An 18,084-nucleotide genomic window follows, 5' to 3' on the forward strand; every position below is an offset into this window, starting at 1 on the left:
CATGATGGTTGATATCAGAAAAGTAGATCGATTCCATCAATATTATGCGATTTTCTTTTGCGAGCACACCCTCGATAGTGGCGCCAAAGGAGCCCTGTGATGAATGCACGTACCAGCCCATCGATTCTGGCCTCGGCCTTTGGCGCGTCCGCGCCATCGTTTGTGACCACCGCATCGAGTCTTGCGATACCGTATGTCGAGTCCGGGCGCGGCGAGCCGATGGTGTTCGTGCACGGCTCGCTTTGCGACTATCGCTATTGGGACGCCCAGATGGCCTCCCTGTCGGGCCGGTTTCGCTGCTTCGCGCCGAGCTTGAGCCATTACTGGCCCGAGATCGATGCATTTGGACACAGCGACTTCAGTTGGGAGGCGCACGTCGAGGAAATTGCCGGATTCATCACGGCGCTCGACCTTGCTCCCGTTCATCTGGTCGGTCACTCGCGGGGTGGGTGCGTGGCTTTCCATCTCGCGCGCGAATTTCCGCGCCTCGTGAAAACGCTGACGCTAGCCGATCCCGGCGGCCCGCTGCAAACCGAACCGAGGGGGCAGCCCGCGTTCATGCCGCCGGCGACCAACGTGTTGCGCGCACGGGTCGCGGAACTGATCGAGCGGGGCGAGTTCGACGCCGGCTTGTCGATGTTCGTCGACTCGGTGAGCATGCCGGGGTTCTGGAACAAAAGCCCGGAGAGCTTTCGTCGTATGGCGCTCGACAACGCGCTCACGCTGCCAAAGCAGTTGCTCGATCCGCTTCCCGCCTATACGCCGGAAGCCGCGCGCGATATCAAGTGCCGTACGTTGTTGATCGACGGCCAGAAAAGTCCCCGTATGTTCCGCAATACGGTCGACAAGCTCGAACGGTGGATCGGGTTTGCCGAACGCGAAACGATCGACGGTGCGTCGCATGGGATGAATGTCGCGAGACCGGATGCGTTCAACAGGGCGGTAGCGACTTTCGCGGCGTAGCCCGGTTGGCGGCAGTGCTCCGGCGTGCACGCTGGTTTTCCCGGCCAGCAAGGTATCGATCTTGTGATCCTGGGCCAGCAACTCGGCCGCCGTACTCGAATGAACGACCGAGCCGCGCTCGAGCACCACGGCGTTGTGCGTGATGCCCAGCGCCTTGCGCGCGTTCTGCTCGACCAGAATCACTGAGAGGCCTTCGCGGATGATCTCCGAGAGGATGCGCATCAAGTCCTGCACGATAATCGGCGCGAGGCCCTCGAGCGGCTCGTCGAGCAGCAGCACCTTGGGATTGAGCATCAGCGCGCGGCCGATGGCCAACATCTGCTGCTCGCCGCCGGAGAGCTGGTTGCCCATATTGGCGCGGCGCTCCTGCAGGCGCGGGAACATCCGGTAGATGCGAGCCAGATCCCACGGACCGGACACGGCGATCGACGTCAGGTTCTCTTCGACCGTCAGCGAGGCTTCCGCGAGCGGGCGTGTGATGCTGCGTGTGATCACCCAGCCGAAACCAACGCTCATGGCAAGGACCGCCGCGCCCAGGCAGGCCAATATCAAACAGCTCTTCTGGGCGATGTCCGTGATGGCGGCGGTGGCCTTCGTTGTCCCGGTGACCTGAAACTGGTTGATGTCCTCGAGTGTCGCCGTGTAACCGATGTAGATCGTCAGCAGCTCCTCGTTCAGGGTTTGGATAGCCTGACTACGGAGGCCTTCGGCTTGCAACCCGACGATCTGTTCGACGGCACGGTCGTAGTCCGCGCTTTGCTTCACGAGCCGCGCGCCCACTTCGGGACGCGCCAGCGATTTCGACGGCTTCAGCCGAAGCACGCTGCCTCTTCATTGGGCGGCCAGAGGCAGCCGGACACAGTTCTTGCTCGCGTATTCATCGATTCATCAATTCGGCGGGGCCAGGCGCAAAGCCGGCACGCATAGTGCGGACCCGCGAGCGCCGTCGTGCCAGCTGGTGACTCGGGCAGAGCGTCGAGCGAACCCGCGGTCACGACGACGCCCGATGCCACGCAACCGGGCCCTCGACCACAAGGAGGACTTTCAATGAAAGACATCGATCTGAACCAGCGCGTCGAAGAAATCGAACTGGCTCTTTCCACGCTATTCGAGTCGCCGAAGGCGCCCGCGATCAGCAGCTACGACGACGGCCGGACGTTCTTCATCCAGGCCTCCTGGGTCGTCGAGTCACATGGCGACACGACGCTGGATGCGCGATGCGTGCTCACACTCCACTTTTCGGATTCGCAGATTCAGCGTTACGCGCAGATGGACACGGCACAACGTATCCTCGTGCGCGAACGCCTCTGCCAAATGGTCCGCGATCGACTCCGAGCGGAAGGCGGTGAGTTGCCCTTGCGGGGAGAGTGCGCCGAAGACCTGCATGTGGAGGATCGGCTGCTGGATGTCGACGATCAGCTCTGATCCATCGCGGACCGCGTACGTCCGCGGCTTGGCGATTGGCTGTCCGAGCCGGCGGCCGCCTGCCAATCGAGTTGCGCCCGAATCTCCACGATGTAGCGAGGTCGAAAAGTGAACAGGCCCTAGCACGATTCTTCGCTCGGGACCGGGGGCGGGAGCGACTCGAGCAACTTCACGAGCCTTGCCTGCTGCTGCGGAGTCAGTCCTTGAGTAGCGCTCACCTGCTGAACACGCGCGCGCCAGTAGGTCCGGCTGAACAACGAATCCGCGCCATCGGAGGACAGGATCCGTTCGAGATGGGAAATCGCATCTCCAGCGGTCAGGGGTGTATAGGGGCTCTCCCTGTCCGGAGGCCCTTTCTTGATTGTTGTTTTCATCCACTTCTCTCAGGCGGTGAGCGGCTGGGTCCGGTCGTATACGTCCGACTTCAATTGGCCGGTTCGTGCCAAACAATCCATGCGCGGCGCGCACCCGCCAGCTACCTGGCGGGCCAGGTAGCATGACGCGCGCGGGGTCGCGTGGCGACGCGACCCATTGCAAGCGGCACGGCCCCGGCGTTCAGCAAAGCTCCGCGGCGGCCACCCACGGCATCGTCTCGAACTGCCTGAGAACGGTGTGCAGCGATCCGGAGAGCCTGTCGGCAAACGCGATCGTCATGTCTTCGACGTCACGTTTACGGTTGCTCGTAATCCGTACGTCCTCGATGGCATCCGCGACCGGCATCAATACCTGCCACACTGCGGCGACCCGCATGCAGCCGCGCCTCGCACGAACCGTAATCTGATGGCCTGTGGCCTTTAGTTGTCCGGTGGTTTCCGGTGTCATTCTTCAGCCCTCTCGATGTATCTGATTTGTTACTGGCACGAACGATGCACCTACATTCGCCCGCGCGGTTGATGCCACCACTCATGTTGATCCAGATGTCGTAGCAGTCGTGCCCGTCTGCGCTCACGGCGATAGTGATCAATCACCATCAGCATTGCGATGCCGAGGGACGAGCCCCCAATAATCAGGCCCATCCAGGTCTCACTCATGACACGTTCCTCTCATGGAAGCACAGCGGTGTTGCGTGAATGGTTCACGCCGTTTCGTCCGATGTTCCGGGGCGTACCGGCGCGGTGTGTCGCGTTACTGCATGTGCTGGCCGCCGTTGATCGCGATATTGGAGCCGGTCACGAAGCCGGCATCGTCCGAGCAGAGATAGAGCACGAGCGCCGCGACTTCCTCGGGCTTGCCGAGACGGCCCATTGGGATATGCGGCAGGACCTTCGTATCGAGGATCTCCTGTGGAATCGCGGTGACCATCCTGGTGGCCAGGTAGCCCGGCGAAATCGTGTTGACGGTGACCCCTTTGCGTGCCACTTCCAGTGCTAGCGACTTGGTGAAGCCGTGCATGCCGGCCTTGGCCGCGGCGTAGTTGGTCTGGCCGACCGAGCCTTTTGAACCGTTGACAGACGAAATATTGACGATGCGCCCCCAGCCTCGTGCGACCATCTCTTCGCACAGCGGCTTGGTCATGTTGAAGACCGAATCGAGGTTCGTGCGAATGACCGCATCCCAGTTCACCTTGTCCATCTTCCTGAGAGTCATGTCCTGGGTGATCCCCGCGTTGTTGACCAGGATGTCGACCGGGCCGACCTCCGCCCGAATCTTGTCCGCGCAACGCTGGCATGAGTCGTAGTCGGCCACATCGACCGGGTAAGCGCGGAAGCTCCGGCCCTGAGTTTCCATGTCAGCCAGCCATTTGTCCGCACCGGTGTTGTTCGGCGAGTGCGTGACTACCACCGCATACCCTACGTCGTGCAGTTTCGTACTGATCGCTTCTCCAAGGCCGCCCATGCCGCCCGTTACTACTACGATTCGTTTCGTCATCCTTTCCATCCGTGATCGTAACGTCTGCGAGGATCGTGAATACCCAATGGCCGTCTCGCATACCCGCCATCGCTTTGCCACAATGCGCTGCCGCCTCCAGCGTCGAGGGAGGAACGGCTGCGGCATTGATTGAACTGCGCGGGTTTTTACAGGCTTGTGGTATTGCGCGAATGGAGCCGGGTGCGTCAGCTCGCGGCGATATGCCGCGCCGGCGCACTGCTCAAAGATTCCAGATGCCCCGAATGGTGTTTCTCGCCTGCCGGTTCAGGGCGGCGAGTTTCTGTGCCCTTCAAACGCTTCGCTGGCGAGCGAAAGAAAAATCGACGCATTCGTTCGGCAGAATTTCAGCAAAACTTCGGACGAAAGGTCTTTCATTGCTTCTCCCTGAATTTTGAATTCGAACCCGCTTGCCCCGGAGACGACATGCGCAATGAATGTGCTGAATGTCGGTCGCAGAGGATTCCGGAGCAAAAGTGTTATAAGTAAGACTAAATAAACACCACAAAACCAGTTCGGCCCGGATCGCACTTCTGATCGTCGGTATTCAACAGTCGAATGACGACACGGTGTCCATCATCGGGTCGCGGCCGACCGGTTGGCCATAACCCTCGTCAGTCCTGCCGTGCCACTGACCAGATGCTTCGCCCTCTATTTCAACTATCATGAAATGACATAACAATCGAATTTAGAAGGTTAATTCTAACTTCGAAATGTTAAATTTTTGAGAAGAAGGGCTAGGTGAATACCCTATCCAGAAAGGTCGGCTGTCAGGGGCGTAGTCGAGCTAAGTCGACGTTTGAACGTCCGAACGAAGGACGCGAATGGCCAGCGATGATGAGTGCGCTCCCCGATTGCTTCGCAGAGCACCCCAACAATGTCAAGAAAATGGCCGAAATGACAGGACACTGCAGTGAGCACCACCGGATGCATCGTTGCATATTATGCAAGAAAAGGACAATTCAGCCGACCCTGTCAGACACTCCCGCCTGGGCCCGGCCGGCTCGCTGCACGAGGGGGCGGCTGCCCAGGCAGCGTCGCTCGTCCGCGGCGCGTGCTGTAGAGAAGGGCGAACGCTGCGGCGCGGCACGCATAGCGAATGCGTGGCGGCGGCGGTGAACGGGACCGGGTTTCGAAGGGCAATGCAGGCGCACATGGAACACCGTTCGCACGCGAGCGTAAGATGGAAGCGATTGATCGATGAGTTTCAAGGGGGCGCCATGAAGGCGGTGTGCCCGCTGCACGGGCCAACGACCATCGTCGGCACGAACGCGTATGGGTTTCCGATCTATGCGTGTTGCCGCGACGACGTTCCTTATGTCACGCCGCCGGACGCCTGTACGCGTGAACCGGCGCAACGCGGACAAGAATCGAAACCGCCACCGCGGCAGCCTCAGGCAAACAAGGAACCACGCTGACGTTCGCGGGCAACGTCATACCCGCAGCGAAACCTTATCGGCTCCAGTTGCAGTCGATCAACGCATCAACGAGGCGCCAGTCCTGCCAGTCGCAAAAGTCGAGCATCATTGTGCCGCCTGGTTCCGGACGAGCCGCGAGTCGCTCCGCAAGTTGCTCGTGAATGCCGCGATGCCGTGTATCGCCACACGCCACGACGACCGGTGCCGCCGCCATCCCCGTGCCGCTGCAAAAGTTGATGACCCACCGCTCGCCGCACAGAGCGGGGGCGAGGTTCAACAGTGAATCGATGGCGCGCCATTTGTAAGCGATCGATGTCGGCACCGGCACGCGAAACTCGTCCTGAATGGTGAATGGCGTCGGCACGACGTCGATCTCGAACGTCGCATTGTCGGGCCAGACTGTCAGGTCGATGCCGAGCGGCTCTTCACTCGCGAAGCGCCGCAGTAGCACGATGCTCCCGCGTACCGCCTCCAGCCGCGGCCGCCCGGAAGCAAGCCGCCAGCGCACCTCCGCATGTCTTTCCACATACCATTCGAAGGTCGCGGCAAACGCGCGGGCGCAGTCGCGCGCGGGCCATTCGTCCTTGACGGACATGACGATACATTCGCTGCGGTGAAGCGCGAGAAACTGAGCGCATGTCCGCACCACATCGTCGAAAGTCAGACCCAGCGAGATGCCGCCGTGATGAATCGCGAAGCGATCATGCTCATGGCGGCAGCGGATGTCGAGGACCCGCACGCCATGGTGCAACTGATCGTCGAGCGTGGCATGCTGCGTGCGCGCGAGCCGGTCATCGACCGTGTAGGCGCAGGTGTCATGGCTGCCCGGCAAGGTCAGTGCGGACAGCAAGCGGCTGCCATCGATGGCCGACATCCAGTCAGCCGGCGAAACGGTGTGATCAGTCAGGGCAGGGCGCAAGAGAACCTCTGGATAAGCAAAGCGTCTGCTGCAGCGGCGGCGTGAAGTCGGAGCCCCCTACTTCAACCCGCCCGAAAAGCCCTGCAGCAGATAGCGCTGCACATAGCCCGCGAGCAGAAGCGTCGGCACCGACGAAATCAGCCCCGCGCTCATCAGTTCGCCCCAGTCGATGCCGTTCTCGGTCACATAACCCGCCATGGCGAGCGGCAGCGTGAAATGACTCGGCGACGAGACGAACAACAGCGCCAGCAGAAACTCGTTCCACGCGATGATGAACACGAAGATGGCGGTGGCAACGAGACCTGGCGCGCACAGCGGCACGACGATGAAGACGATGCGCTGCGCGAGGTTCGCGCCGTCGAGCGCCGCGGCCTCCTCGAATTCGATCGGCACGTCGCGCACGAACGGCAGCAACATCCAGATCGCCATCGGCAGGGCGTACAGCTGATAGGCGAGTATCAGCCCAAACAGCGAATCGAGCAGATGGAGCCACTTGGCCAGCGAGAACAGCGGTACGGCCACCGTAATCGGCGGCATCAGCTTCAGTGCCAGCACGAGCAGCAGGAACAGCAGATCGAGGCGCGCGGGAAACGCAAGCCGCGCGAGGGCATAAGCGGCCGGAAAAGCCAGCGCGAGCGCGAGCAACGTGACGCCTGGCGCGACCCACACGGAGTTCAGCACCGACTGGGCCATGCCGCTTTGCCACACCGCCGCGAAATGCTCGAACGTGGGCGCCGAAGGCCACAACGCGAGCGGATGGGCGAGGCGTTCCAGCGTCGGCGTGAAGGCCGCGCCAGCCATCCATATGCACGGCAGCAGCAACACCGCCAGCGCAGCGATCCGCAACAGCCCTCGCACCGCGGCAGCGGACGAGCGTCGCGCGAAACCCTGCAAGCGTGCGAGAGGCATCAACGGTCGCGCTTGACGGCCGATTTCCATATGTATCCCGAGACCAGCACCGCGCACGTGAGCAGCATCAGTACCGAAGCCGCGCTGGCGGGTCCTACGTTGAAGAACCGGAAACCCGTGTCGTAGATGTACGTCGACAGCGTTTGCGTGGCATTGCCCGGACCGCCGCCCGTCAATGCGTACACCTTGTCGAACAGCTTGAAGGTGTCGATCGAGCGCAGCAGCATCGCGAGGGCGACGTGGGGTGCAACGAGCGGCAGCGTGATGTATCGGAGGCACTGCCATTCGTTCGCGCCGTCGGTGCGGGCCGCCTCGGCGATTTCCGGCGGAATCGACTGCAGCCCCGCGAGAATGATCAGGAATGCCATCGGCGTCCATTGCCAGACATCGACCAACATCAGCGACCAGAGCGCGAGGTGCGGATCGGATAACCAGGGCACCGCCGGCAGACCTGCCGCCGTGAGCAGCGCATTCAGGAAGCCGCGGTAATTGAGCCAATTGCGCCAGATGGCGGAGCACACGAGCGTGGAGAGCATCATCGGCAGCACGGCGAGCGGCAAGGCGATGCGCCGGCCCGGAAACCCGCGCACGAACAGCAGCGCGAGCGCGAGGCCGAACAGGACTTCAGCGAGCGAGGCCACGCTCATGAACTGGATCGTATTGACGAAACTCGTGCCGAACTCGCCGTCCGCAATGACCGATCGATAGTTGGCGAGCCCGATGAACGAGCGATGCCCCGACGCGTAATTCACCGAGAAAAACGAATCGATCAGCACGCGCGCCATCGGGTAGAGCGCCAGCACGCCGAGCACGAGGGCGGCTGGGCTCATCAGGACGATCAGCGGCAGATAACGTCGCAACCCGCTCATCGACTCTTTCCCACGCTTGTCTGCGCTGTCACCGCCGCTTTCACTGCAATGCGGCGTTGGCCTGGGCGATCTTCTGCGCCGCCTGATGCAAGGCTGCGTCGGGCGCGGCCTGCCCCGTCAGCGCGAGTTGCAACGCGTCGCCGAGAATCGCCTCGATCTGCTGCCAGTCTTTCACGCGAGGCCGCGCACGGCCCGCTTCGAGCGCCTTCAGCTGGTCCGGGTACCAGCGATACTGCTTGACGAGCGTCGGATTGACGAAAACGCTCTTGCGCGTCGGCGGAATGCCGAGCACGGCCAGTTGTGTTTGCGTGGCCGACGAAGTCAGATAGGCGAGGAAATCCGCCGCCACTTTCGCATGTGCCGCATCTTTCGCAATACCCATTTGCCAGATGCCGAGCATCGGCGCCGGCCCTTTGACCTGACCGGGCGGCGGTTGCAGCGCGACCTGGCCGACGACGCGCGACTTCGCCGGATCGTCGAGCGCGGGCAGCCAGGCGGGCCACACTTCGATGGCCTGCGCGGCCGTGCCGCCTTGCAGGGCGTCTCGCACTTCACCGGCGCCATATACGTCGACGTCCTTCGGCGCCCACTTCTTCAGGGCGAGCAGCATCTTCAGCGCGGCCAGCGCTTCGGGCGAATCGATCGTGACCTTGCCGTTGGTGTCGACGACTTCTCCGCCATAGGCCCAAAGGATCGGCAGAAACCCGGTGACGACGGGGTTACCCTTCACGCCGCGAAACACGACAGCCGAGACGTCCTTGTCGGCAGTGCCGATGGTCTGCGCGATCTTCAGCACGTCGTCCCAACTGCGCGGCGGCTGCAGGCCGCGACTCGCGAGCAGATCCTTGCGATAAGCGAACATCTCGACATTGCCGACGATCGGCATCGCGTACAAGGTTCCGGTCGACGTGCGTCCGAGGGAGATCGTGGACGTCACCATGTCGGCATCGGCGAGCGTGGCGGGCAGCGGCTGAAGCCATCCGTTGGCGATGAATTCGGGGGACCAGGTGTCGTCCATCATCACCAGGTCATAGGCGCGCGTGTTTTCGCGTAATGACAGCTTCAGTTTCTGATACAGGTCGTTGTTCGGCAGCTTCAGCAACTCGATATCGACGCCCGGGTGCTGTTTCTTGTAGCCGTCCACCGCCTGCGCGAGTCCGCGGCCGTAGATGTCGTCCCGGCCCGCGATCACGAGATCCGCGGCATGGGCACCAAGGGCGGCGACGGACAGGCAAGCCGCGACGCAAGCCGCGCGCAGGCAGGCGAACAGGGTCGTCCGCTGGATCATTGAAGCCATGGCTCTTGAATTCCTCCAGGGGAAAGGCGTGTGCGTACGATGAGTCCAGAGCAACCCACCCCGCTTTTTTTTGATCGCGCGCAGCGTTGCGAAAAATAGATGCCAGATGCGGCAGCGGGAATTGCAGCAACCTATCATGACGTACATGTGTCAACAAGCAGGGTTGCCGGGTAGTGTTCGGACCCGCACGCAGGCACACTTGCCGCGTGGTCCGTTTCCGCGCCGCGACCGCCCTCAGCTGATCATGGCGCGGGTTGGTCCATTGAACCGCCGCACCAACCCCGCAAAGCGATGCGGCCACAATGCTTCGGATCACGAATGAGCGAGAGGATGAAGGCCGCTAATCTCGCGGTCCATAGCCATCGCTCTCACGATGGACAAACCGCGTCCGGCGGCGCGGGCGGCAAAATTTTTTCCGCTCTGCACCATGAAATCCGTAGGGACCCGGTCATCGTTTGTACCGATTGAGCGCTGCGAGGCCCGTGAATATTGTTGTGTGCGCATTCTTCAAATGCTGCAATGTGGCGGGCAAGTGTTGCTCAACGATCCTTTCGAATCGGAGATGCATGATGTCCAGGAACAATGTGTGGCGAAACCTTCATTGCGTCGTCGCGACGGGGATGGCAGCGGCGGGGCTAGGTCTGGCGGCAGGCGCCCATGCGGCGGCAGAGCCGATCAAGATCGGCGTGATCAGCGAAGAATCCTCGGTGGCGGGCGCTTCGATCAGCAAGGCGGCGCAACTCGCCGCGGACCAGATCAACGGCGGCGGTGGCGTCGATGGCCGGCCCATCCAGATCGTCGCGTACGACGACCATTCATCGGCTTCGGACGGCGTGCGCGCCTTCCAGCGCGCGGCGACTCAGGACAAGGTAGTCGCTGTGATCGGCAGCTACATCAGCGAAGTGGCGCTCGCGATGGAGCCGTGGTCGGGACGCCTGAAGATGCCCTTCATCACTCCCGGCGCGGCTAGCAACGACATTTCGAAGCACGTTCACGACGACTACGACCACTACAAGTACACGTTCCACGGCTGGATGACGTCGGCGTTCATCGCACAGTCCATCTGCGACTTCTCACACGACGTTCTGGTCGGCCAGTTCAAGATGAAAACGACGGTCGTCATGAGCGAGGACGCGGCGTGGACCAAGCCGCTCGACGAACGCTACCTCGAATGCCTGCCCAAAGCGGGACTTCAGGTGCTCGATCACATCCGCTTCAATCCTGACACTTCCGATTTCACGCCGATCTTCAACCAGATCGAGGCGAAGCACCCCGACACGATCACCACCGGCATCAGCCACGTTGGCGTGCAGCCGACCGTGCAATGGCACGACCAGCAGGTGCCGATCCCGATGTCGGGCCAAAGCTCGCAGGCCACGACCACGAGCTTCTGGAAGGACACGAACGGCGCGACGGAAGGCGTGATCACGGCCTCGGCCGCGGCGCCGGGCGTGGCGATCACGCCGAAAACGGTACCTTTTACGGATGAGTATCAGAAGAAGTTCGGCGTTTCTCCGGCGTATTGCGGCTTCACGAGCTACGACCTCGTCTACATCCTCGCGGACGCGATCAAGCGCAACAAGGGCTCGACCGATCCGGACCAGATGGTCGACGCACTCGAGAAAACCGACTACGTGGGGACGATCGGACGCTGGCAGTTCTACGGCAAGAGCGATCAGTTCACGCACGCGCTGAAGTACGGGCCCGGCTATATCACGGGCATCGACCTGCAATGGCAAAACGGCAAGCAGGTTGCGATCTGGCCCAGGTCGATTGCCAACGGCGTGGTCAAATTCCCGACCTTCATGAAGGTGCAGCAGGCAAGCGCGAACTAGCAGCGCGACGATCGCGACTGTCCGGACCCGCGCGTAGCGAAGGCCCGGACAGCGCACGCATCGACACCCTAACCAACATGAAAGGCCGGGCATGTTGCTACTGCAGATTCTCGTCGACGGCTTTGCAATCAGTTCCCTCTACGCGCTGGGCGCGATCGGTTTCACGTTGATCTTCGGCGTCTCCGGCATCTTGAATCTCGCGCACGGCGGCGTGATGCTGGTCGCGGCGCTGATGGGCTGGATGCTCGCGGGCGAGGCGGGACTTGGCACCTATCTCGGCACGCTGCTCGGCGTGTTGGCGGGTCTCGTGACGGCCTTCGTCACCTACCTGATGGTGGTGCGGCCCATTCAACGCTCGGCCGCGATTCCCGGCGAAGAGAAGGAAATCTTCGTGCTCACCGGCACGCTGCTGTGGGGCATCATGATCCAGCAGGGCATGGCGTGGCTCTTCACCGACAACCCGGTGACGATGCGCCCGCTGATCAGCGGTGTGGCGATGGTCGGCAGCGTGCGCGTGCCGTTCAACGAAATCATGATCGCGGTGGTCTGCTGGGTCGTGATCGCCATGTTGTGGCTGTTCGTGAACCGCACGCGCGCAGGCAAGGCGCTGCTCGCGGCTTCGATGAACCCTCGTGGTCTCACGCTGCTCGGTTTCGAACTCTCCCGAATCTATCTTCTCGCGTGGAGCATCTATGGGGTGCTGGCCGGTATCGCGGGCGTGCTGCTCGCTTCGTTCCTCGGCGTGAGCACCAACAATGCAGGGCAGCTCACGGCCGGCGCATTCTCCATTGTGGTGCTGGGCGGGCTCGGCAGCGTGTCCGGTTCGCTGATGGCCGCGTATGTCGTCGGTTATCTGGAAACCGTTACGGCCTATCTGATCGCGCCGACCCTGCGGCCGCTGCCCGCGTTGCTGCTGCTGGTGCTCGTGGTGTATGTAAGACCCCAGGGCTTCCTGGGACGCCGCTAACAGTGCGAATGGAGCGTACCCCCATGTCCGTTCTTCTCCGTTCGCGTGGCGCATGGATCGCCGTTGCGCTCGTCGCGATGGCGGCGACGTTGCCGTGGTGGCTTTCGGGCTACATCCTCGGCGTGCTCACGGTTGCGTATTACTTCGGCGTGTTCGCCATGTCGTGGGACCTGTTGTTCGGCTTTGCCGGCGAGGTCAACTTCGGGCCGACGTTCCTGATCGGACTCGGCGCCTATTCGGCCGCGATCCTCGACGCCAGATGGGGTCTGCCCATACCCGTTTGCGTGCTCGCTGGCGGCGGCGTCGCGCTGGTGGGCGGCCTGCTGCTGGCGGTGCCCGCGCTGCGGTTGCGGGGTCCTTACTTCGGGCTGGTTACGCTCGTGGCCGTGCTGCTGCTGCAGAACGCCATCGTGATCTTTGCGGGCATAACTGGCGGCGAGATCGGCATGATGGTGCCGGACGTGATGTCGGTCGATGCGAGCCATAACTACTGGATCGCGCTCGCATTCCTGATCGTTTGCGCCGTCCTGCTGTTCGGCCTGTCGCGTTCGGCAGTCGGTCTGATCCTGCAGGCAAGCGGCCAGGACGCGACCGGCGCGCAGGCGCTGGGTTTCAATGTCACGCGACACAAGCTCGTGGCCTTTTGCATCAGCGCCGTTTTCTCCGGCGTGGCCGGCGCGATGCTGGTGTTCTACCAGGGCACGGCCTCCGTGAGCACGGTGGTGGATCTCAGCGTGGGAGTACAGATCATCATCGCGGCTGTGCTCGGCGGACGCCGCACGATACTCGGCGCGGTGCTCGGCTCGATCTTCCTGATCGTCGCCGGCGAGTTTCTGCGCCCGCTCGGCCAGCTCAACACATTCGTCGTCGCGGCGGTCGCACTGGCGGCGCTGCTGTTCTTTCCAGACGGTCTGCTCGGCAATCTGCTGCGTGCGAGGGAGCGCCAATGAACGACACGCCGCTGCTCTCCGTACGCGGACTGACCAAGCGCTTCGGCGGTCTCGTCGCCGTCAGGGATATCGGCTTCGACATCCGGCCCGGCGAGATTCTGGGCCTGATCGGACCAAACGGCTCGGGCAAGTCCACCGTCATGAAGCTGATCATGGGCATCGAGCGGCCCAACGCGGGGTCGGTCAAGGTGAATGGCGTGGAGATGGCCGGCTGGGCGCCGCACCGGATCGCGCGCGCGGGCGTGGGCATCGTGTTTCAGCATTCGCGGCCGCTCCATCGGCAGACGGTGCTGGAACACATCAAGCTCGCGCTGCTTCCTGATTCGCTCGTCAAGCTGGCCGCCGAACCGCACGTGCAGCAGCGCGCGCAGGAAATTGCCTCGCGTGTGGGTCTTGCCGCCGTCATGCATCGGCATCCCGCGACACTGCCATTTGCGGATCTGCGCCGCATGGAGATGGCCAAAGCGATTGCGCGCGACCCGCGGGTCGTGCTGGTGGACGAGCCGTTCGCGGGACTGACGGTGGCGGAATCGGAGGCGTTCTCCGAGCTGATTCGCGGCTTTCGCGCCGAAGGCCGCGCGGTGCTGCTGGTCGATCACAACGTCAAAAGTCTGTCCGCGCTCGCCGACCGCGTGCTCGCGATGTACCTTGGCGAGCATGTCGCCGAGGGCACCGCCGAACAAGTGATGCAGAACGAGACAGTTCGCCGGGTCTATCTGGGCAGCAAGCTGGAGTTGCGCCAGCGCACCGGAGCCGCGGGCATTGCCAGGCCCACGATCCTCGAGGTGACCGGTGTGCGTGTGCTTTACGACAAGGCGTGCGCACTCGACGACGTCAGTCTGCAGGTGCGCGAGGGCGAGTTCGTATCGGTTGTCGGTCTGAACGGTGCGGGCAAGACGACGCTTTTCAACGCGCTCTCGGGCCTCGTGCCGTACAAGGGGACGATTCGCTTCGACGGGCGCGATCTGCGCGGCAGCAGCGGTGCCGTGATCTCGCGCGCCGGCCTCGTGCAATGCCCGGAAACGCGCGAGCTATTCGGCGACATGACGGTACGCGAGAATCTCGAACTCGGCGGATATCATCTCGCCAATACGGCGCGCGCCAAACAGCTGTCGTGGCTGTTCGATCTCTTTCCGATCCTCAAATCGCGCCAGGGCCAAACCGCGCGCACGCTTTCCGGCGGCGAGCAGCAAATGCTCGCGATCGCGCGCGCGCTGATGACCCGGCCGAAGCTGCTGATTCTCGACGAACCGACATTGGGGCTCGCGCCCGTGATTCTCGAGCAATTGTCGAAAGCGCTGGATTCGCTGCAAAAGTCCACGCCCATTACCGTACTGCTGGGCGAGCAGAACGTCAGGTTTGCGCTGCCGCAGGCGGACCGTGTCTACGTGCTCGAACATGCACGCATCATCTGGGAGGGCAGCGCTTCGCGCTTCGAGGCTGAGATGGGGCGCGGCTTTCTCGAGGCAGCGCCTGCCGGTGAGCCCGACGCCACGACCTCCGGCGACGCGCGCAGCTAAGGCCAGCAGCGGCAGGCGAGCCCGTAGCGCGGCATCAGGACAGGGAAGCAAAGCGAAATCGACCCGCCACCTTCGTCAACAGACCGGTCTGCTCGGTCAGGGACGCGGCCGCGGCGGCTGCCTGCTCGACCAGCGCGGCATTTTGCTGCGACATCTGGTCCATCTGCGTAATCGCCCGATTGACTTCCTCGATGCCATCGCTCTGTTCGGCCGAGGCCGTTGCGATGTCGCTCATGATCGACGTGACGCGGCTGACGGCCGTCTGTACTTCGCCCATGGTCTCACCGGCCCGACCGACCAGGCGCGAACCGTCCGCGACGCGGGCCGTCGAGGCGTCGATGAGCTCCTTGATTTCCTTCGCCGCGGTCGCTGAGCGCTGGGCGAGATTGCGCACCTCGCCAGCGACGACGGCAAAGCCACGTCCTTCCTCTCCGGCGCGAGCAGCCTCGACAGCCGCATTCAACGCAAGGATGTTGGTTTGAAAGGCGATGCCTTCGATCACGCCAATGATCTCGCCCATCCTCTTCGCACCGTCGTGAATCTCGCTCATCGCGGCGATGACCTGACGCACCACGTCCGCACCCGCACCGGCCGTCGCCTTCGTCGCGTCGGCCAGCTCGCGCGCTTCACGCGCGTGCGCGGCGTTCTCCGTGACGGCATTGGTGAGTTGCTCCATGCTCGCCGCCGTTTCCTCGATGGACGCCGCCTGCGTCTCGGTGCGCGCCGACAGGTCCGCGTTGCCGGCCGAGATCTGCTGGGTCGCGGATGCGATCGACTCGCTGCCGCGCGCGATCTGTTCGATCATCGTGCCGATGTCCTTCTGCATCTGCCCGACGCTTCTGACGAGGCGACCCATTTCGTCATCACTGTCGAAGCGCAATTGCTGCGACATGTCACCCTGAGCGAGTCGCTCGACATGGCGCACCGTCATATCGATCGGGCGCGCGATTGCGCGAAGCAGCGTGAAACCGCAGGTGACGCAGGTCAGAAGACCGACGGCGATCGCGATTCCGGTAATTGTCACGAGGGTGTCATACTGGTCCTGTGCCGTCTTGTAACGCACATTGCCCTGCTCGTTGCGAAACTTGTCCAGAGCCGCGGTTTTCTGCGTGAGAGCCGCCGACAGCGGTGGCATCACGACCATCGCATCGTGGTCGGCGGCTTCATGGTCGCCACGGCTCAGCGCGTCCATCATCGGCTCGAGTCCGCCATGCAGCATCGCTTCACGGGCGTCGGCCACGGCCTTCGACAAGGCCGCCTCGGCCTCGGAAACGGGCAGTGCGCGGTACTCTTTCCAGGCCTTGTCGGAGACCGCAAGATAGTTGCGCGCCTTATCGATGAGCGCGGCTCTGTCCGCTGCTTCCGGGTGCAGCAGCACGCGGTCGAGCGTGGTACGCACTACCGTCAGGTTCAGGTTGGACCTGCCGAGCGCGGTAGCGGCAGCCACGTCGTTCGTGTACGCCTGCGCAACGGCATGGTTTGAACCACGCATGCCGGCGATCCCCAGCACGCCGTTCACCGTCAGCAGGATCCCGAGCAAGGTGAGTGTGGCGAGAAGACGGAACTTGATGGTCAGTTTCATGCTGAATTCGGTGGAGTGAGATATCTCTGCATTAACGGCACCCACCCGGAAAAGTTCAGTTCTAGCGATGATTCGGCGAGCCGTCGAGAACCGCGGCGGCTTCGGTCGTCGGTGCCGGCGGGATCGCCGGTTGCGCGGCAGGACCAGGTGTGTGGAAGTGAGGCGTATGGTCGCGATCCAGCACCGCGCGCGCCAGCTTCCTGTCGAGTTGCCCCTCCCAGCGAGCGACGACGACGGTGGCAACGCCATTGCCGATCAGGTTCGTGACTGCGCGCGCCTCGTTGAGAAAGCGGTCCACGCCGAGCAGCAGCACGAGGCCTTCCACGGGAATCTTGTGCATCGAGGCGAGCGTCGCGGCCAGTGCGACGAATCCCGCCCCGGCCACACCCGCAGAGCCCTTCGACGTGAGCAGCAGTACGCCGAGCACGAGCAACTGGTCCCAGATGCTCAGGTGGACGTTCATCGCCTGGGCGATGAACAAGGCCGCCATCGTCAGATAAATCGCCGTTCCATCGGCATTGAACGTGTAGCCGGTAGGCAAGACCATGCCGACCACTGGGCGAGGGCAGCCCAGCGCTTCCATCTTGATCAGCATTTGCGGCAACACCGCTTCCGTCGACGCCGTGCCGAGCGTAATCAGAATCTCGTCCCTGATGTAGCGGAGAAACTTCCACAGCGATAGCCCGCACATTTTCATGACGAGGCCGAGCACGACGAACACGAAGAAGAACGAAGTCAGATACAGACAAAGCATCAACTCGCCGAACGATGCCAGGGTGCCGATGCCGTATTTGCCGATGGTGAAGGCCATGCCCCCGAACGCGCCGATCGGAGCAACGTACATGACGATTCGCACGACGCCGAACATTCCTTGAAGGAACATGTCGAGCATGTCGACGAATGGCGCGGCACGAGGGCCGAGCTTTGCCAGTGAGATGGCGAGCAGGACTGAAAAGAAAATGATGGGAAGCATCTCGCCTTTGGCGAATGCCCCGACGATGCTATTCGGAACGATGCTCATGAAGAAGTCGAGCATGCCATGTTGCTGCGCCGCGTGCGTGTAGGTCGAAATCGCAGCGGCATCGATCTGCGAGGGATCGATGTTCATTCCGCTGCCGGGTTTGATGACATTGACGACCACCATTCCCGCTATGAGCGCAATGGTCGACGCCAGTTCGAAATACAGGAGGGCTTTCACGCCAACCCGGCCCGCTTGATGAAGGTCGTTCATGCGCGCAATCCCGACCACGACCGATGCAAAGATGATCGGTGCAAGCAGCATCCGGATCAGCTTGATGAACAGGTCGCCCAGCGGTTTCATCTGCGAGGCGAGCTCGGGGTAGAAGTGGCCGAGCAGGACACCGGCCACGATCCCGATGAGGACCTGAACGTACAGCTTGGAAAGTGCTCTTCTTACTTTCGATACTGGCATGTCTGTCTTATATGGACGCCTCCCGGTTTGCCAGGTGATATTCGGTGTGTGACGGACAGGATGAGGTTGCAGACTTATATCCGGCCTGTGGTGCGGATGGTGATCCGCTGGCCCTGATGGAATCTGCCGGGG

15 protein-coding genes and 1 pseudogene are annotated in these 18,084 nt (G+C 62.5%); 6 read left to right on the plus strand and 10 right to left on the minus strand.

Features of this window, described 5'->3' with window-relative positions:
• Positions 1–99: 99 nt before the first annotated feature.
• Positions 100–963, plus strand: coding sequence for an alpha/beta fold hydrolase (locus F6X40_RS04605; protein ID WP_187626989.1), 864 nt, complete (start codon positions 100–102; stop codon positions 961–963).
• 42 nt (positions 964–1,005) lie between these two features.
• Here F6X40_RS04605 and F6X40_RS04610 read toward each other — a convergent pair.
• A pseudogene (locus tag F6X40_RS04610) lies at positions 1,006–1,470 on the minus strand (ABC transporter ATP-binding protein); the annotation flags it as partial.
• A 540-nt stretch (positions 1,471–2,010) separates the two neighbouring features.
• On the opposite strand from F6X40_RS04610, the gene F6X40_RS04620 reads away from it, so the two are divergent.
• On the plus strand, positions 2,011–2,388 hold the full coding sequence (locus F6X40_RS04620; protein ID WP_187626971.1) for a DUF3022 domain-containing protein: 378 nt from the start codon (positions 2,011–2,013) through the stop codon (positions 2,386–2,388).
• 119 nt (positions 2,389–2,507) lie between these two features.
• On the opposite strand, the gene F6X40_RS42130 is transcribed toward F6X40_RS04620, so the two are convergent.
• From F6X40_RS42130 to F6X40_RS04650, 7 genes are all read right to left on the minus strand, one after another.
• Complete coding sequence (locus tag F6X40_RS42130) at positions 2,508–2,762, minus strand: hypothetical protein (protein ID WP_090810919.1); 255 nt, start codon at positions 2,760–2,762, stop codon at positions 2,508–2,510.
• A gap of 181 nt (positions 2,763–2,943) precedes the next feature.
• The gene (locus F6X40_RS04625) at positions 2,944–3,210 is read right to left on the minus strand and encodes a hypothetical protein (RefSeq protein ID WP_184024008.1); all 267 of its coding nucleotides are present in this window, start codon (positions 3,208–3,210) and stop codon (positions 2,944–2,946) included.
• 303 nt (positions 3,211–3,513) lie between these two features.
• Positions 3,514–4,257 carry an acetoacetyl-CoA reductase gene (phbB, locus tag F6X40_RS04630; protein ID WP_187626972.1) on the minus strand — a complete coding sequence of 248 codons (744 nt, stop codon included), beginning with the start codon at positions 4,255–4,257 and terminating at the stop codon, positions 3,514–3,516.
• A 1,449-nt stretch (positions 4,258–5,706) separates the two neighbouring features.
• Positions 5,707–6,591: a phosphatidylinositol-specific phospholipase C gene (locus tag F6X40_RS04635; RefSeq protein ID WP_410452384.1), complete on the minus strand. Its 885-nt coding sequence runs from the start codon at positions 6,589–6,591 to the stop codon at positions 5,707–5,709.
• 57 nt (positions 6,592–6,648) lie between these two features.
• Positions 6,649–7,500, minus strand: coding sequence for a carbohydrate ABC transporter permease (locus F6X40_RS04640; protein ID WP_187626974.1), 852 nt, complete (start codon positions 7,498–7,500; stop codon positions 6,649–6,651).
• Positions 7,500–8,369 carry a carbohydrate ABC transporter permease gene (locus F6X40_RS04645; protein WP_187626975.1) on the minus strand — a complete coding sequence of 290 codons (870 nt, stop codon included), beginning with the start codon at positions 8,367–8,369 and terminating at the stop codon, positions 7,500–7,502. Before F6X40_RS04645 ends, F6X40_RS04640 begins: the two co-directional genes overlap by 1 nt.
• Positions 8,370–8,409: 40 nt before the next feature.
• Entirely contained in the window at positions 8,410–9,666 is a 1,257-nt protein-coding gene (locus F6X40_RS04650; protein WP_184069604.1) for an ABC transporter substrate-binding protein, read from the minus strand.
• A gap of 569 nt (positions 9,667–10,235) precedes the next feature.
• Here F6X40_RS04650 and F6X40_RS04655 point away from each other — a divergent pair.
• From F6X40_RS04655 to F6X40_RS04670, 4 genes are all read left to right on the plus strand, one after another.
• Positions 10,236–11,501, plus strand: coding sequence for an ABC transporter substrate-binding protein (locus F6X40_RS04655; protein ID WP_187626990.1), 1,266 nt, complete (start codon positions 10,236–10,238; stop codon positions 11,499–11,501).
• Positions 11,502–11,592: 91 nt separating this feature from the next.
• Positions 11,593–12,468: a branched-chain amino acid ABC transporter permease gene (locus F6X40_RS04660; protein WP_184069609.1), complete on the plus strand. Its 876-nt coding sequence runs from the start codon at positions 11,593–11,595 to the stop codon at positions 12,466–12,468.
• 23 nt (positions 12,469–12,491) lie between these two features.
• Positions 12,492–13,418 carry a branched-chain amino acid ABC transporter permease gene (locus tag F6X40_RS04665; protein WP_184024032.1) on the plus strand — a complete coding sequence of 309 codons (927 nt, stop codon included), beginning with the start codon at positions 12,492–12,494 and terminating at the stop codon, positions 13,416–13,418.
• Entirely contained in the window at positions 13,415–14,938 is a 1,524-nt protein-coding gene (locus tag F6X40_RS04670; protein ID WP_187626976.1) for an ATP-binding cassette domain-containing protein, read from the plus strand. Before F6X40_RS04665 ends, F6X40_RS04670 begins: the two co-directional genes overlap by 4 nt.
• Positions 14,939–14,972: 34 nt before the next feature.
• Here F6X40_RS04670 and F6X40_RS04675 read toward each other — a convergent pair whose 3' ends face one another.
• Positions 14,973–16,520, minus strand: a complete 1,548-nt coding sequence (locus F6X40_RS04675) for a methyl-accepting chemotaxis protein (protein ID WP_187626991.1) — start codon at positions 16,518–16,520, stop codon at positions 14,973–14,975.
• A 61-nt stretch (positions 16,521–16,581) separates the two neighbouring features.
• Positions 16,582–17,952, minus strand: a complete 1,371-nt coding sequence (locus tag F6X40_RS04680; protein ID WP_184069615.1) for a dicarboxylate/amino acid:cation symporter — start codon at positions 17,950–17,952, stop codon at positions 16,582–16,584.
• Positions 17,953–18,084: the final 132 nt, after the last annotated feature.

This window comes from Paraburkholderia sp. UCT31 (genome assembly GCF_014397655.1).
Taxonomy (GTDB): domain Bacteria; phylum Pseudomonadota; class Gammaproteobacteria; order Burkholderiales; family Burkholderiaceae; genus Paraburkholderia; species Paraburkholderia tuberum.

Coding starts and splice junctions, on each gene's coding strand:
- F6X40_RS04665 (WP_184024032.1), top strand. CDS start 12,492: ATGTCCGTTCTTCTCCGTTCGCGTGGCGCATGGATCGCCGTTGCGCTC.
- phbB (WP_187626972.1), bottom strand. CDS start 4,257: ATGACGAAACGAATCGTAGTAGTAACGGGCGGCATGGGCGGCCTTGGA.
- F6X40_RS04680 (WP_184069615.1), bottom strand. CDS start 17,952: ATGCCAGTATCGAAAGTAAGAAGAGCACTTTCCAAGCTGTACGTTCAG.
- F6X40_RS04670 (WP_187626976.1), top strand. CDS start 13,415: ATGAACGACACGCCGCTGCTCTCCGTACGCGGACTGACCAAGCGCTTC.
- F6X40_RS04605 (WP_187626989.1), top strand. CDS start 100: ATGAATGCACGTACCAGCCCATCGATTCTGGCCTCGGCCTTTGGCGCG.
- F6X40_RS04650 (WP_184069604.1), bottom strand. CDS start 9,666: ATGGCTTCAATGATCCAGCGGACGACCCTGTTCGCCTGCCTGCGCGCG.
- F6X40_RS04645 (WP_187626975.1), bottom strand. CDS start 8,369: ATGAGCGGGTTGCGACGTTATCTGCCGCTGATCGTCCTGATGAGCCCA.
- F6X40_RS04620 (WP_187626971.1), top strand. CDS start 2,011: ATGAAAGACATCGATCTGAACCAGCGCGTCGAAGAAATCGAACTGGCT.
- F6X40_RS04625 (WP_184024008.1), bottom strand. CDS start 3,210: ATGACACCGGAAACCACCGGACAACTAAAGGCCACAGGCCATCAGATT.
- F6X40_RS04655 (WP_187626990.1), top strand. CDS start 10,236: ATGTCCAGGAACAATGTGTGGCGAAACCTTCATTGCGTCGTCGCGACG.
- F6X40_RS42130 (WP_090810919.1), bottom strand. CDS start 2,762: ATGAAAACAACAATCAAGAAAGGGCCTCCGGACAGGGAGAGCCCCTAT.
- F6X40_RS04640 (WP_187626974.1), bottom strand. CDS start 7,500: ATGCCTCTCGCACGCTTGCAGGGTTTCGCGCGACGCTCGTCCGCTGCC.
- F6X40_RS04660 (WP_184069609.1), top strand. CDS start 11,593: ATGTTGCTACTGCAGATTCTCGTCGACGGCTTTGCAATCAGTTCCCTC.
- F6X40_RS04675 (WP_187626991.1), bottom strand. CDS start 16,520: ATGAAACTGACCATCAAGTTCCGTCTTCTCGCCACACTCACCTTGCTC.